Source organism: Pseudomaricurvus sp. ABR4_320 (assembly GCF_056159445.1).
On the sequence record NZ_JBSWVF010000029.1, the window covers coordinates 23247 to 39136 of the forward strand.

At 49.7% G+C, this 15890-nt stretch carries 11 protein-coding genes; 1 reads left to right on the forward strand and 10 read right to left on the reverse strand.

Annotated features, from left to right (window positions below; all coding sequences use genetic code 11):
• Positions 1-19: 19 nt before the first annotated feature.
• From ACXAFR_RS26130 to ACXAFR_RS26165, 8 genes are all read right to left on the reverse strand, one after another.
• Complete coding sequence (locus ACXAFR_RS26130) at positions 20-1594, reverse strand: arylsulfatase (protein ID WP_475182820.1); 1575 nt, start codon at positions 1592-1594, stop codon at positions 20-22.
• Positions 1595-2071: 477 nt separating this feature from the next.
• Entirely contained in the window at positions 2072-4147 is a 2076-nt protein-coding gene (locus ACXAFR_RS26135) for a S46 family peptidase (RefSeq protein ID WP_475182823.1), read from the reverse strand.
• A gap of 127 nt (positions 4148-4274) precedes the next feature.
• Positions 4275-4883, reverse strand: coding sequence for a LysE family translocator (locus ACXAFR_RS26140; protein ID WP_475182824.1), 609 nt, complete (start codon positions 4881-4883; stop codon positions 4275-4277).
• Between the two features lie 60 nt (positions 4884-4943).
• Entirely contained in the window at positions 4944-5780 is an 837-nt protein-coding gene (locus tag ACXAFR_RS26145) for an AraC family transcriptional regulator (protein ID WP_475182827.1), read from the reverse strand.
• A gap of 614 nt (positions 5781-6394) precedes the next feature.
• Entirely contained in the window at positions 6395-7195 is an 801-nt protein-coding gene (locus ACXAFR_RS26150; RefSeq protein WP_475182828.1) for a bestrophin-like domain, read from the reverse strand.
• 238 nt (positions 7196-7433) lie between these two features.
• Positions 7434-8441: an ArsA family ATPase gene (locus tag ACXAFR_RS26155; protein WP_475182831.1), complete on the reverse strand. Its 1008-nt coding sequence runs from the start codon at positions 8439-8441 to the stop codon at positions 7434-7436.
• Between the two features lie 84 nt (positions 8442-8525).
• Positions 8526-8798: a cory-CC-star protein gene (locus ACXAFR_RS26160; protein ID WP_475182833.1), complete on the reverse strand. Its 273-nt coding sequence runs from the start codon at positions 8796-8798 to the stop codon at positions 8526-8528.
• A gap of 27 nt (positions 8799-8825) precedes the next feature.
• Positions 8826-10508 carry a carbon starvation CstA family protein gene (locus ACXAFR_RS26165; RefSeq protein WP_475182835.1) on the reverse strand — a complete coding sequence of 561 codons (1683 nt, stop codon included), beginning with the start codon at positions 10506-10508 and terminating at the stop codon, positions 8826-8828.
• 475 nt (positions 10509-10983) lie between these two features.
• On the opposite strand from ACXAFR_RS26165, the gene ACXAFR_RS26170 reads away from it, so the two are divergent.
• Complete coding sequence (locus ACXAFR_RS26170) at positions 10984-13062, forward strand: TonB-dependent siderophore receptor (protein ID WP_475182837.1); 2079 nt, start codon at positions 10984-10986, stop codon at positions 13060-13062.
• 179 nt (positions 13063-13241) lie between these two features.
• On the opposite strand, the gene ACXAFR_RS26175 is transcribed toward ACXAFR_RS26170, so the two are convergent.
• Both ACXAFR_RS26175 and ACXAFR_RS26180 read right to left on the reverse strand, forming a co-directional pair.
• A complete protein-coding gene (locus tag ACXAFR_RS26175) occupies positions 13242-13955 on the reverse strand; it encodes a response regulator transcription factor (protein ID WP_475182839.1) in 714 nt (237 codons plus the stop codon).
• A complete protein-coding gene (locus ACXAFR_RS26180) occupies positions 13948-15519 on the reverse strand; it encodes a sensor histidine kinase (RefSeq protein ID WP_475182842.1) in 1572 nt (523 codons plus the stop codon). Before ACXAFR_RS26180 ends, ACXAFR_RS26175 begins: the two co-directional genes overlap by 8 nt.
• Positions 15520-15890 lie beyond the last annotated feature (371 nt).

Genomic DNA, 15890 nt, shown 5'->3' on the forward strand with positions numbered 1-15890 from the left:
GGATATGGCGGACGGAATTTTACTGAGCCATTCCGCTCAACGTCTTTTCCAGTTGCGCTTGAATTTGATCAACAGAGAAACTGGCCGCTTTTTGCGAAGGTGGGTAGTCTTCAAAGGTCGAGAAATATTTCGCCACTTCGACCTGTGCCGGAACAAGCAGGAAGGCATGATCCAGTAACCAGTCGTAGTAGGTATTAGAGGTTACATCGGCACGTTCATAGGGATCGGAACGAAGATCAAAAATCTTGGGGATACGCAATGGTGTGAATGGCTCAGACCAGATTTGTAACGTGCCTGTTGCACGCTGCTCAGCAAAGACCATTTTCCAATTTTCATATCGCAGAGCCACGATCTGGCCATCGTCATTAAAGTAAAAGAACTCATTGCGAGCACTTTCATCGGTTTTACCGGTTAGATACGGCAATTGGTTATAGCCATCCAGATGAACTTTATATTTATCGCCAGCGACGGAAGTGCCTTTCAACAAACGCTCTTTGATATCGTCATCCCCGGCGGCGGCCAACAGAGTGGGGAACCAGTCCAGACCGGAAAACATACCATTTTTCACCGTGCCAGGCTCGATGTGACCGGGCCAGCGAATCATTGCAGGTACGCGGAAGGCGCCTTCCCAGTTGGTGTTTTTCTCGCTGCGGAACGGCGTTGTGCCGGCGTCAGGCCACGAATTCTGATGGGGACCATTGTCGGTTGAATAAATCACAATGGTGTTGTCGGCCACCCCCATTTCGTCGAGGGCGTCCAGTATGCTGCCCACCACGGCATCGTGCTCGACCATACCATCGGCGTATTCGGTTCGCGCCGTTAACCCAGGTTCTGAGCGATGCTCGTCGCGAACGTGGGTGCGAAAGTGCATACGAGTGGTATTCATCCAGGTGAAGAACGGCTTACCTTGTTCTACCTGCCGCTGCATAAAATCAATGGCGGCTGCGGAAGTTTCATCATCAACGGTTTCCATCCGCTTTTTGGTCAGAGGGCCTGTGTCTTCAATTTTGCCATCGGCTGAGGCTTTAATCACACCACGTGGGCCGTATTGCTCACGAAAGGCGGGATCTTTCGGGTAGTTGATGTTCTCCGGTTCCTCTTCCGCATTCAGGTGATAGAGGTTACCAAAAAATTCATCAAACCCGTGGGCGGTTGGCAAAAACTCGTCTTTATCCCCCAAGTGATTCTTGCCAAATTGACCGGTGGCATACCCCAGATCTTTTAACGCCGATGCAATAGTGACGTCATCAGCGCGCAAGCCTAAGTCAGCACCTGGCAGCCCAACTTTTGACAAGCCCGTACGCAAGGTGGATTGACCGGTAATAAAGGTTGAACGACCTGCGGTACAGCTCTGCTCTGCGTAGTAATCGGTAAACTTAACACCGCCTTCGGCGATACGATCGATATTCGGCGTCTTGTATCCCATGACACCAAAACTGTAGGTCGACAAGTTTGCCTGACCGATATCATCCCCCCAAATCACAAGAATATTAGGTTTACTGTCGTCCTGAGCAGAAGCGCTTAAGGTAATCACCGTGCAACAAACGGCTGCCGCATAGGTTAGAAGGTGGGTAATACATTTACTTGTGGCCATATAAATACTCTCTCCATCCCTGCTTTAGAATATCTATTGATTGAAATTTTTCAGTGATAAGAAATCACCGACAGTCTACTACCGTATAGAAGCTTTATGACCGATTCATTAATCGTTTATTGCGGCAATACATAAAAGACGACGGGGACGACTATTTTTAGCACTACCTTTATCAAAAATAATTGATCCAAAAACCTAAGCATTTGACACAAAATTACTCTAACTTGATCCTAAAAGATAGCTCGCTAAGGAATCACACGACACAAGTTTGTAAAGTCATTTAAAACGAAAAATGATTAGCGTCACGGATAAATTTAATAGCGCAATCTAAAATGGCACGATTCAATTCATCATTAAAAGACTTAAGCGACAACTCCTGCAATGACTGCTTCTTTCTATCATTTATCAGCAATAAAAAAGGCGCCTTTTGGGGCGCCTTAGCGGAAGACTCATGAATTCGAGATTAATCGCTTGGGACTATTTCCCAAGTTCTTTCGCCAAATCACGAGCACCATAGATTTTCTCCAAGCCTTCACGAATGGCGCTGGCCGCAACCGAAACCGCACGACCTTGGCGGTCATCGTAACGATAATTAGATGTCAGACTTTGAATATTACCGTCAAAAATCAAACCGACGAGTTTGCCGTCGCGATCGACGACGGGGCTGCCGCTATTGCCTCCGATGATATCCGCTGTGGAAACAAAATTAAGTGGTGTTGTTGCCGTCAGTTTTTTACGAGCTTTTTGCCAGCTTCGTGGAAGCGTGAAATCCTCTTCCCCTTCGTGCTCAGCCGCATGTTCAAACGCACCAGACCAGTTGGTTAATGGCGCAATCGTTTTGCCATCTTCGTCATAACCACTAACTAAACCAAAGGCTAACCTCAAGGTAAATGTGGCATCCGGGTAGCTATCCTGACCCTTGACCGCCACGCTCGCCTTAGTGACCTTGGCATAGGCTTGGCGCTCCGCCTCGTCAATCGCTTCTTTTTCTTCGCGCTCTTCTCGATAAACGGTTTCCATTTTGCGAGCGAGTTGAATCATCGGATCCTGACTGGCATTAACCGCTTTTACGCCTCCTTCGACCAAGGCTTTACGCTTTTCTGGATCAGCCAGGCCGGTTTCTGTGACAAGCTCACGGGCGCGATTCTGTGGCGATTTACCTGCCAGCAATATTTTAACGAGCGGATCATCGCCGCCCCGATTTTCCATGATTCGAGCCAGCTCATCCGCCAGCTTAGCGATCTCTAAATCGGAGTAAACAGCTGCGTCGCTGTACAAGTCTTGCAACAGTGACGCTCGTCCGGCATCACCAAACTCCCGCAAACGATCTGGATTTGGCTTGGCATCTTCAGCCACAAGCAGATTAATGGTTTCTGCAATTTCATACAGGCGAGACTGAAAGGACGATATTTTCTTTAAGTGATCTCGCTTACGCTTTTGCAGTTCTGCAATTTCCTGCCACGCCGCGGCCAAGCCCTCTAATTCAGGGGTTGCCTTAACGGCTTTCAACAGTTCGTTCTCCGACTGTCGCTTGCCACTGATAAACGTGGGATCTTGTAATCCTTGCAACATGCCGGAATACGCCTTGCGGGAATTTTGAATACCAAACAGGTCATCCCGCCCACGGCGTTTGGCTTCCTTACCGTTCAGCGAATACTGTTGCAGTAATACCTCCCAACGGCGCAAGATATTCATCACGTAAGGAAATTGCTCATCGCGCAGATAGCGCAGCGCTGCCTCGGTAAAAATCCTCTGCGTGCGACCGGGGTGCCCGGAGACAAAAATCAACTCACCGGCTTCAACCGGATTTTCTCGCCAGGCAAGAAAGTCTTTGACGTCGAGCGGTTTGCCATTGTCGTAGACGCGGAACAGCGTCGCATCCAGATTGTAGCGAGGGTATTCAAAATTGTCGGCGTCACCCCCAAAAAATGCCGCTTGGGTTTCTGGCGCCCAGACCAATCGCACATCGGTATAGCGCTTGTATTGATAGAGATGGTATTCAGCGCCACCAAAGAGCGTTACCACATCGCTGCGTAATCCGCTCTCATCCAAACCTTGCTTTTCGATTTTCGCAATTTCTGCACGACGAGCCTTGGCAGCGGTCGCAGCGTCCATGTCAGCCGTTACGGCAGCGTTGACCTGATCGGTCACCACGGTGATACGAATTAGCTGATTTAATTCCAGGTCTGGCGCGGGTAACTCGTCGGATTGACGCTTGGCCAGAAAACCATCACGGATCAGATCCCGCTCGGATGAGCTGAGCTTGGCGAGTGTATCGGCTGCCACATGATGATTGGTCAGCACCAAGCCACCGCTGGAGACAAAGGAGCCAGATCCGCCCGAGTTAAAACGAACACTGGATCGCATCAGATGCTCGGCCCAGGAGGACTCGACTGTAAACTGGTACTTCTCACTCAGTTGCTTTTCCGGTAGCTGATTAAACAGCCACATTCCTTCGTCAGCCTGAGCCATAGGCGGGACAGAAAGCACCGCCAGGAGTGAAGGAAGAATGAAAGAGGCTCGCAATTTCACGAGACGCTGGTTCAAATCCATGTGTACATGCCTTATTGGGAAAATCTTTGCCGTTTAGTGTACACAAAGTCAGCAATTGGGACGAATCGGATCCGCGCCTTGTTTAGGTCATATCTCACTTGGCAGGCATCCCTTTGTATAATTATGGCTACCCAGGTTCCAGCGAGCGGGTAAGAGCCCCATAGGCAATGACCAAGGCAGAATAGATCAACAACAACGCCAATCCCCGGTTGATCCAGCCAATGATGTATTGCTGCTGGATTTTCAGCCGCATTAGGTGACCCAGCGCCCCCCAGGTGCCCGGTGCTCCGGCCGCCAATAGGCCGACCACGGCGCACAGCAAGAGCGCGACGGTTTGACTCGATGTCGCACCGGGAATGTAAATCCCAGCCAGAGGCACTACCGCAATCGGCATCTTCGGATTTAACAATTGCATCAACAGGCCATCGCGAAACGTTAATAGTGCCGGTGGTTTTTCGTCGGGGGTTAGCGATGATGAAGATCTCGCCACTTTTACGCCAAGATACAGAATATACACAGCGCCGATCATTCCTATCCATGGCATCCATGGACCGTTCACCGCCGACTGCCCGACCAAGGTGACCAACGACAATGGCAACCAGACGCCTACGCCAACACCGAGGTTAAATCCGACCATGGCTGTGCCCTGGGGGTGTAGCCGGTTACTGAGCGCCAACAGATTAACTGGGCCCGGGGTGTACATGATGCCAATGGCAAAAGCAAAAAGCGCAAGCATAGGGACTCCGTTACGCCTCTCGCGGCGCGGATGATCTGTTAGAAAACGACGATTTCGGTATCAGGCAGGCAAGAGATGCAGCCCAACCCGATATTGGTGGGGGGTGACCCCGTAGATGCGCTTAAAGCGCCGATTAAAGTGACTGAGGTCAGAAAAGCCGAAGCTCATCGCAATCTCATTTAATCCGCCACCCTCTTCCAGCGCCCGTCGCGCCGCGTTAATTCGGCAGTTGAACAGATACTGATGGGGCGTCATGCCAAATTGCGTTCGAAACATTCTCAAGAAATGGTATTTCGAGAGATTTGCCGCTGCGCTGATCTGCGCGAGAGTGACATCTTGCTGCAGATTACTATGTATGAATTCCTTCGCCCGCAATAACAATCGATCTGGCCGACTCACCCGTTTGACAGGCTGCAGGCGCTTCGCTCGCGCAGCAATTTGCTCGGCAATCGATAATAGCTGTTGCTGCTGAGCCATGGCCGAGCCCAGCTCCCGACATACCATATTTTCAAGTTTACGAATGGATCGACTTAATTGAGGGTCCTGAAAAATGGTGTCCATCACCGGGAAGCGTTGAGAATTCGGCTGGCTCACACAATCGAGTAGAGGCTCCAACTGAGCAATTGGGATATACAGCATCACGTAGTTGAGGACGTCCGCCTCCCCGGCATGACCATCGTGAGCTTGATCTGGATTTAGAAAAATAATATTGCCCGGTCGGCTGTGGCAAAGCGCCCCGCGACTGTTGAAAATCTGATCACCGCTCATGGTCAGCCCGAGGGAGTACTCCTCGTGAGCATGACGGTCGTAACTGAAATCATCCATTTCCGCCCGCAGCGATTTAAGCCCTTCAAGCTCTGTACTTTGCGTAAATTGAAAATGGTTGCCGGAACCCATGGTAATTGCCTGAAACTCACGTTAATCGACGTTCACGATAGCAGAAACGACTGACTGGGTGCTTGGACGAAATTGCGCACCTCGCTTTTGATGGGCTAATAAGACATCGATTTCAGGACAGAGATAGCTACAGGCTCGGATTGTCCGTCTGATTTAAGTGCGCCTCTCTACATGAGCGTGCTTGATTTAAGATGTAAACGGAAGAAAACACCATGGCTTTACTCCCCACCACCCCCTTGAAAATTTGGCTTTATACGGCCCTCCTCCTCATGACCGTGTGTGGTGCAGCGATCAGTTCACCCGAAGAGGTGCAGTTATGCCCCAAGAATGTAAGCGAGAAAAACATATCGGAATCGACGATACCCATCGCGAACAATCGAATTGCGCCAGATTGGCAAAGCAACATTCTGGCGATTACTAAGACGCTACCCTCCTGCCCAGCGTTAGCCCGAAGTAAAAGTAAGTTGATAAGTACCTACCCTTCTACCTACAGGGCATACGCAACTTTTACGAGAACTGACGACAATGCATCCTGCGACCAAGCTGCTAAGCAAGAACTGTCGAAGTAAAGAAGTCTCGGCCCAGCCGCCTCTGACGAAACCCCTCGAATTTTGTCAGTCAGCTTTTATTTGCCCCTGCATATCTGCAATCACATCCTCGAGCGGCTCTAGGCTTATTTGAATTAACCCTCTTTGACCGCGATCAAAATCGACAATGATCAACACCAAGGCCACCAACACCAGGGAAAAAGCATTCATTCGCCAGCGATTGATAAAACCGTTTAAGCCTGCATTATGCGCGGCGACCGCGAGAGATGCGGCGGCCACCAGCAACAACATGGCTAACACCGCCCCGGGTATTCGATCATTAATCACCGCAAGACGTACCGTGTGTGCGTCCAGAACCTCATTGACCGATTGCAGCAGCGACACCTGCATTGGCGCAGGGATTTCTTCCCCTGCCGCTCGTCGCGCTGATGGCCACAACTGCGCTTGCAAGGACATGGAATGCGCCACAGAATCCTGCAGAGATTTGCCTAACGTCTCACCGTGCACCACGCGACTGCGCGCATACCCCAATAGGTTTTGGCGCAACTCACTGCGACCAGGCTCCATGCCGAAATCCGCTCGTAAAAAGGCAGTCCCAATGGCATTTGCCTCTTGAACCATTGCCTGCTTGCGCATATCTGCACGACTTAAGCTGAATGCGTAAGTGAACGCCAGCAGTAGACCGAGTAGCGCCAACATAGAGGTTAATGTCACATCGCCACGCACGACCTTATTGGCGTCTTTCCCCGATTGCAAATAACGCCGTAACCCCAGTCGAAATCCAATTTCGGTCGCGACACCCAATAACACCAAAAAGATCACGCCATTGACCCAAATTGGCCATTCGTAAAGCCAGACGATCTCCATGCCAAACCTCCCTTTTCGGCCACGACTGCTGGAAAACTATCTATTGACGATTTGCTTAAGTGATTGGAAAAGCAATGAAGACCAGAAAGCTCTCCATCCTTGTAGCGCCTCGATAGTAGCAGAGTTTTTGGATGGGATAGACGTTTCGATCGAGACTGAAAATACTTTTGGCGCCATTCCGCAGAGGGGCTACGACACGCGTATCAAAGCCGGAAAACCGGCTAGCGAGGAACCTATGCTAGGTTCCGATAGCATCCAAGTGTGATGCAATACCTTCAAGCGCTCTAAGCCCCTGAATATCTGTCGCCATCAGCGGTATCCGATAGCGGTGAAGCGACCGGAAGGTTTCATCAATTTCCGCCAGATATTTGTGTTCCTGACGCCTGCGCTGGGCCAGGAACTCACCGTCGGCAGACTCTGGCAGCACACGGTTGATCACCAACCCGTGCAGCGGGAGCTTTTCATCACGCAGAGCAGCGACAGCACGCTGAGTTTCTAGAATGGGCAGTTTTTCGGGCGTTAATACAAACACTAGAGCGGTATTATCTTGATCCTGAAAGCGTCGACGACTGCGTTGAAATAACCGCTGACGCTCTAACAAACGTTCGGTGATCTGCTTGGTTTTGTCGTCCATGCCGTCGGTTTCTGCTTTGCCTGGGTCAGCAATAGGGTTATCGATATCCCGACCGGATTTGGGCGTCAGATGGTCAAGTACACCGGCCAGCTTCGCTGAACGCCCCTGCTGTTTTAACATGCCTTGAGTCCAGGCGGACATGGCCTCTGGCAAGCTGAGTAAGCGCAGAGTATGGCCTGTGGGTGCCGTATCAAAAATCAACAAATCATAATTCTGTTCAGCGTCTTCAATTATTCGACATATGCGCTCCAGCAATGCGGCCTCCTGGGCACCAGGGGATTGCTGGGTTAAACGCATCTGGCGCTCTATCTCTGGAAACATATCCGGTCGAGTAAACCGTTTCATCTGTGCGGTGACTTCGGCAATGTGTTCTTTGACGGCTTTATCCGGGTCAATTTCCAACGCATCGACGCCCTCACATATCGATGTGACAGAATCGCCAATCTTGCAATCAAACGCATCCGCCAAACTGTGGGCGGGATCCGTCGATACAATCAAAACCCGCTTACCCCGTCGAGCCGCCATCAGACTTAACGACGAAGAGACGGTAGTTTTGCCAACACCACCTTTACCACCAATGAGTATCAGACGCTTATCGGTTATCGAAGTCATGCAGAAATCCGAAACAGTTTTATGCAAATAGAAAAAACGCAGCCGAAGCTGCGCTCATAGAAGAGACAAAAGATATTTGCGCCTCTAACAACAGCGAAAATTATCCAGCGGTGAATGCTCCATACCCATACGCTGATGCCACTCGTGAAAACGCTCCAACATGAGCGGTTGTAACTCCAGAGTGTAATAGGAGGCCGGATTCGGCACTCCCATTACTTCTGAGAAGACCAGCAGCATAAACAAATCATCTTCTTCCCGCTTGGCTCTGGCGATGGCTGAACGATAAGGCGCGTTGTAAACTTCCTCAAGCGCTTGCCCAGCCTGGCACAGCAGTTTGCCAATTTTGAGAATTTTCATGCAGCTCTCACCTGGCCACACCTCCGATTAGGATTGTTCTGCCTGCTGGCTGTCACGCTCTTTGCGCACACGCACCATAGTGGCAGACGCTTCCAGAGCGATCCAGATTGCCGCGACGAGAATGACAATATCCAGCCCGAACAGGAACCAGTTTTTATCGGCATAGAAACCCTGCAACTGAATCAAAAGTGCAAGGATTGTCATGATCAGCAGCACAACCAGCGGAATCAAAGTCACAAACGATGGACGCCCCATACGAATCAACATTACGGTGATCACCATCAGGGTCAGCCCCGCCAGCAACTGGTTGGTTGTACCAAACAGCGGCCAAATCAGCATGCCGCCGGATCCATCTGCACCGGCGCCAAAGGCCAGTAACAGACAGGTGCCGACAGACAGCAAGGTCGCTGGAGCAGCTTTTTGCATCCACTTAAGGTTATAGATCTCGCCCCACTCCTGGAAAATATACCGCTGCAAACGCAGACCGGTATCCATGGTGGTACCGGCAAACAATACCGCCATAACCGTCAACAAGGTTTGCGAAATTTCCGTATCCAGACCGATACCATTTTGCAGAATGTTGGCACCGCCCTGAACAAATGCGCCTATGCCGCCCTGCCCGAATGACGTATAGACCGCTTGCCAATCAGCCAGCGTGGCGAAACCAGCACAAGCCGCGATAATGGTTGCGAGAGACAGCGAGCCTTCGCCAATAGCACCACAATAACCAACGAAGCGAATGTCGGTTTCTTTATCGATTTGTTTAGAGGTTGTACCGGAAGCCACCAAGCCATGAAAGCCGGAAATCGCTCCGCAGGCAATGGTTACAAACAGCAGCGGAATGATAGACGGTGTCCCTTCCGGCAGATCATTATTGAAAGCCGGCGCAGACAGCTCAGGACCAGAAATCAATACGGCACCGTACAGCAGGATAAGCCCGATAAAAAGTTGCAAGCCGTTGATGTAATCGCGAGGCTGTAACAACATCCAAACCGGCAGCAGTGAGGCTATGGCTGCATAGAAGAACAACAATAGAATCCAGTTGGCTCTGTCAGACATTCCAGCGAAAGTGGATGGCAATTCTATTGGGAAAGATGGACCCGCCCAAATCAACGCGTAAAGCGCGATGACGCCTAATACCGATACGGTACCCAGACCAATCCACTTTCTAAAAATCAACTGGCCAATAATCAATGCCACAAAAATCGCGCCCCACACAGGCACAACAGAACTGGGGAATTGAATTAACAATCCGGAAATCGCCGTTGCAAATACGGCGTTAACCATCAACAGCACCAAAAAGATCACGATCATAAACAGACTGCGCGAACGCGAACCGACCACATCAGCCGTGAGTGCCCCGATCGATTTTGCCCGATTGCGATTACTGGCCCAGATAGCTCCGGCGTCGTGAACACCGGCAAAGAAAATGGTACCGAAGACCACCCATAGGAATGCTGGGACCCACCCCCATATTACGGCGATTGCAGGCCCGATAATCGGCGCGGCGCCAGCGACGGAGGTAAAGTGGTGACCCCAGAGTACGTATTTGTTGGTGGGGACAAAGTCGATACCATCTTCAAACTCGTGGGCAGGCGTTCTGAAATTGGGATCTAAACGGTAGATTTTCTCGGCGACAAATTTCGAATAGAAAATGTAGCCTAAGAACATCGCCCCCAGTCCCAACACCATTAATAGAATTGCATTCATCGATTCAGACCTAATTGTGATTGGTTGTTATAAGAATGAGCGTGTTTTTAATTACGACACTATTGTGTGCCTGTTAACTGGAATTTGAAGATAGATTTCGTCCTCGGAACACCGTTACCTTTTCCAAAAGGATATCTCACGGATTCGGATAAAAAGCGATCATTGCTACGATGCGAATCGTTTCCGGGCCTTATGATCCTATAGATATTTGGGTTTTATTTTCTCATCGGCTATGGCCGCCTTATCTCTCTTCTAACGCCGCGAGCCAGCTCCATACCGCCATCAAAATTGCCGCAGAGGCAATAGGCATCAGGCAAGCGAGCGCTCATCTTATCGCTAATTCTTAATCAGCGACAGCATGCCAGATCTGGCATTAAAAACAACAACACATTAAATGACATTGATTATCATTTATATCTTCTGTACAAAGAGCTGCCCGAGAACACCATCTACGACTCAGATTCGGATCGACACCATGAAGCTGTATAAAAAATGTGCACTTGCTGTTTCTATAACGGCTCTAACCAACGCCACGGCAAACGCTGCCCCCGGTGAAACCCAGGAAAACGCCAGTATTGATACGATTTACGTGTATGGCGAACCTGAAAAAACCCAAACAGCCACCAAGCTGAATCTGTCGGTGTTAGAAACCCCACAGGTCGTTTCTGTGATCTCTCGTGACCAAATTGACGATTTTTCGCTTAGAGAAATCAACACCCTATTGAGTTATGCGCCAGGCGTAACGGTCGAGCAGGTAGAGACTGGTCGCACCTATTACACCGCCCGCGGCTTTGACATCGTCAACTTTCAGTATGACGGCATCGGCGTCCCCTTCTCCTATGGCCTAACCCAGGGGCACGGAGATTCCGCTATCTATGAACAAGTGGAAGTCGTTAAGGGCGCAACAGGTCTGATTACAGGTCTGGCGAACCCTTCAGCAACGATCAATTACTTACGCAAACGTCCAACGGATGAACGCCAGGGGACGGTCACTGCATCTGCCGGAAGCTGGAACCAATACCGATTGGATGGCGATCTTTCTGGACCGATCATAGAGGACAAACTCAAGGGCCGACTGGTCGTCTCCCAGCAAGATGGGGATTCCTATCTGGATCGCTATGGCAAAGAGATGAGCGTTTTCTATGGCATTATCAGTGGTGACATCACTGATACCACGCGGTTAACCCTCGGCCACAGCATCAATGACAGCGACAGCGATGCCAATTCATCGGGCGCGCTGCCGCTATTTTACAGCGACGGCACGCTGACCGATTATGATGAATCCACCAATACCGCGCCGAGCTGGGCGAATCAAGACGTGGAACAAAGTCGCACATTTATTGAGCTGGAGCAGGATCTGGGCGAGACCTGGATGGCGAAGTTTATTTACACCCACCATGAACAAGACAAGGAATGGCAATCCTTGTACCTCAATGGAACCCCCGATGCCGCAACCGAACTGGGATTGCTCGCGCAAGCCAGCCTCTATCAAGCCAATGACAAGGAAGATATTGTCGATCTCTTTGTCACCGGCACCTTTAGTTTTTGGGGGCAGCAACATGAATTGGTCGCAGGCCTCAATCTCGCAGATATTCAGTTAACCGGTCGTTCCGTTTATACCGAAGAGTGGAACTACGACCCTATTGGCGCCGACTGGGCGAACGGCAATACCCCAGAACCAGCGTTTACGGTTTACGACGCAGCGTCTCAAAGCACCGACATCGACCAAGAACAAAGGTCGTTTTACCTGTCTACGCGCTTACACCTTACCGATCAATTTTCTCTCATTCTGGGAGCGCGTACCGTCGACATTGAGCAAGACGGTATTAGCTATGGCGCCCCACAGGATGTATCAGATGATGAAACTGCGCCCTATATCGGAGCGACATATGAGGTATTGGATGGAACGGTTGTCTATGCCAGCTACAGTGAAGTTTTTACCCCTCAAACATGGGTTGACGCAAACCTGGCACCCTTGGGCGCCGTGCGCGGAGAAAGCTCTGAAATCGGTATTAAGCAAGAGATTTTTGAAGGCAACGCCGTTTTTACTCTGGCGCTCTTTGAATCCAAACAAGACAACTTTGGCGAGTGGGTAACACGAGATACGACATCAGGGTTGAACATTTATCGCGGAGTCGAATTTGAAAGCGATGGTTTTGAATTAGAGCTATCGGGTGAAGTTTTGCCAAACCTGAACATAAGCGCTGGCTACACCCACGTCAATGTTGAAGATGAAAACGGAGATGATACCCGCCGATTTATTCCAACCCAGCAGTTCAAACTAGCTTCCGCCTACACCATCCCCAAGATGCCCGGACTACGAGTAGGCATGGGTATCAACTGGCAGAATGAAATTTACTATGGCAACACCGAAGTACAAAGCGCCTATGGGTTGGTCGACGTTTTTGCGCGCTATTCCCTGACCGAAAACCTAGATCTGGCACTTAACATTAATAATCTGGGAGACAAAAAATATCGACTAAGTCCTCAGTGGGGCCAGGCCAACTACGGCGCCCCTCGCAATATTATGGGCTCTATTACCTGGCGGTTTTAACACTTCGTGAATTCACTTGCAGAGGAAATGCTGCATTGAGCCCAACGGGATGGATTTACGGTACGTTTGTCACCCTGCGCTATTCTTGCGACTTACTCGATCGTCACTCACCGTTAATATGGGACAGCAGGCTCGAAACTCCAAACCTGCTGCCCCACTTTTAATGACAAAAATTGGCTTCAACAAACGTTCCCCTTGCCTAACCGATAGCCACTACCTCGCACGGTTTCGATAAAGGTATCATTATGACAATTCAATGCTTGGGACTTACAACTATCCAATAATTTTTTTCTAACCCGCCGAATATAAACATCAACAATGTTGGTTAGAGGATCTGCCAGACTGCCCCAAACTTTATTTAAAATTCTCTCGCGGGAAAGAACCGATTCTGGGTTAGTAAGAAAAGACATCAGCAATCGGTACTCCAGATGCGTGAGTTCAATTTCCTGATCTTGCAACCAAACCCGATGATTATCTGTATTCAACACCAACTTTCCGCAGGTTAGCTCTTGGCTCTGGCTTTGGTGCTGTCCACCACGGCGCAAAAGTGCAACCATGCGAGCCAATAATTCGTCAAAATCAAAGGGTTTCCCTAGGTAGTCGTCCGCCCCTGCCTGCAAGCCAGAGACTTTTTGATCGACATCTTGCAGAGCCGTCAACATAAGAATCATGGCGTCGGGCTGCTTTTTCTTGATGAGCGGCAAACAATCCATGGTATCGATATCCTGAACCAAGCGATCGAGTAGAATCAGCTTGTAGGGATGAGCATCAAGCTCTGAGAGAAAACGTTCCGAGGTATCAATCCAATGACAGGCATAACCTTCTGCGGCAAGTCCTCGCAACAAAAAATTCGCCAGCTTTTTCTCATCCTCAACCAATAGAATACTAGGCACGTAACTCTCCATTTAACGGCAGTTCAATGGTAATGCAGGTTCCCTTTCCTGGGGAAGACACGGCAGATATAGATCCTTTGTGGGCGTCCACAATGGCTTTAGCGATCGCCAACCCCAGCCCAGATCCCTGGCCTGTGCGCGCATCTGCAGCCCGGAAGTAACGATCAAAAATAAACGGTAGAACGTCCGAATCTATGCCGCGACCATCGTCTTCAAAGGTCAGCGTTATGTTGCGCGTGTCTGTTTGACACCGTATCGCGATCAAGACGCCATCACCGGCATAATTGATCGCATTATCGAGAAGGATCATGATGACCTGGGCGATACGATCTGGATCACAACTGATCAAAGGCAAGTCAGGCTGAATTTCTGTTGTTATTTGTAGGCGTTCTGCGATGCTCAGAGATGTGACTTTTTCGACCGTCAGCTCAATTAATTCACCGAAATAAACCGTCTGCGGGGTAATTCGCAAGGTGCCTGATTCCGCACGGGCGATCATCAACAAATCGTCAACCAGGCGCGTCAGCTTCAGCACCTGAGACAGAATTTCCTCAAGAGTATTTTGATAATCCGCAGCTGAGACAGAGTTCTGTCTCAGTGTCACTTGCGCCTCCCCCCGGATAATAGACAGTGGCGTGCGCAACTCATGGCTAATATCCGCTAAAAACTCTTTGCGAGCCAGATCATTTTTCTGAAGCATCTCATTCGCGCGGGTTAATTCCAGCGTGCGATGAGTAACCTGATATTCCAGCTCGCGGGTTGAATCCTGCGCTCTTTCACGCTGCTCGAGGAGCTCCTCAGCCATACCGTTAAATGCAGCCGCAATGGAGTCGAACTCGGCATCAAACCCTCTCGATATTCGATAATTTAAATTGCCGCGCGCAATGGCTTCTGCCCCTTCCCGAATAGAATTTAGAGGCTGATACATAACACCCAGAAGCCAATAAAAGCCAATGACAACGAGAGGCACAGTAAATACGGCAAGCAATATCGCATACAAAACGATGGATTGACTCAGGGTTTCAATACGAGCGTTCATTGAGGCCACTACAATTCCCTGACGTATCACCGCAGCATTAATTGCCTCACGAAAGCGATTGTCAATCGTCACTTCCAATAAACGCTGAATTCTCTGACGCTGCTCAATTTTTTCACTGCTTTGGTCAGATATTACCGCTCGAAATTCCGCAATAATCTCATCCAGCAATTGGGCTAACGCCTCGGTATCTTCAACACTTCCCTGCGTAGCCTCATCACCCAGTGCTTGCCGTTGGCGCTCTTCCAATTGCGTAATTTTGACAATGCTCTGATTGATGATCGCACGTTTATTTCGAACGACGGCCTGATTTGCATCTTTGCCAAAGATTAGTTCATCAGTAAGCTGCTTGAACAGTCGATAGGAGGTTCCAGATAAAAAAATGTGCTCATTGAGCAACGCTTGGGCAATGTTATTTTGCTTCAGATTGTTACGTGTAATGAGTGTGGTGGTAATGACCAAGACTGACATAAGGACAACAATGACTGATATCAGCGCGGCGAAGATGGTGACCTTACGTTTATACATAGCGCTGGAGTAACCTTAATATTCAGTGGAGGCTTTTACATAGGCTATTAGTAATGGTGATCAATGAACTCTGACTGAAAATTATCGAGCCAACGCTATCTGGAGTCATTCTGCCCGCTATAAGCTTATTGAGCTGGGTGGTCAAATAAAAAGCAAGCAGCGGAACTTATTTGCAGCGGAGCGGCCTAAGGCTAGCGGCTCTCCCCGCAATGCTCGGGAATCTCTGATGAATGTCGGCGAGGCGGCCAGCGCAAGGAAAAATGACCGTAAAAGCAGTGGGGCCGACCCTTCGGGTTTACCTGTTGTAAATGAGCATTTTGAGATCATTTTTAACGCAGCGATGGCAACGCAGGTAATTAATCAGAATTTCC

Bases quoted from the DNA above. Each gene is read 5' to 3' on its own strand.
- ACXAFR_RS26130 (WP_475182820.1), bottom strand. From the start codon at position 1,594: ATGGCCACAAGTAAATGTATTACCCACCTTCTAACCTATGCGGCAGCC.
- ACXAFR_RS26135 (WP_475182823.1), bottom strand. From the start codon at position 4,147: ATGGATTTGAACCAGCGTCTCGTGAAATTGCGAGCCTCTTTCATTCTT.
- ACXAFR_RS26140 (WP_475182824.1), bottom strand. From the start codon at position 4,883: ATGCTTGCGCTTTTTGCTTTTGCCATTGGCATCATGTACACCCCGGGC.
- ACXAFR_RS26145 (WP_475182827.1), bottom strand. From the start codon at position 5,780: ATGGGTTCCGGCAACCATTTTCAATTTACGCAAAGTACAGAGCTTGAA.
- ACXAFR_RS26150 (WP_475182828.1), bottom strand. From the start codon at position 7,195: ATGGAGATCGTCTGGCTTTACGAATGGCCAATTTGGGTCAATGGCGTG.
- ACXAFR_RS26155 (WP_475182831.1), bottom strand. From the start codon at position 8,441: ATGACTTCGATAACCGATAAGCGTCTGATACTCATTGGTGGTAAAGGT.
- ACXAFR_RS26160 (WP_475182833.1), bottom strand. From the start codon at position 8,798: ATGAAAATTCTCAAAATTGGCAAACTGCTGTGCCAGGCTGGGCAAGCG.
- ACXAFR_RS26165 (WP_475182835.1), bottom strand. From the start codon at position 10,508: ATGAATGCAATTCTATTAATGGTGTTGGGACTGGGGGCGATGTTCTTA.
- ACXAFR_RS26170 (WP_475182837.1), top strand. From the start codon at position 10,984: ATGAAGCTGTATAAAAAATGTGCACTTGCTGTTTCTATAACGGCTCTA.
- ACXAFR_RS26180 (WP_475182842.1), bottom strand. From the start codon at position 15,519: ATGTATAAACGTAAGGTCACCATCTTCGCCGCGCTGATATCAGTCATT.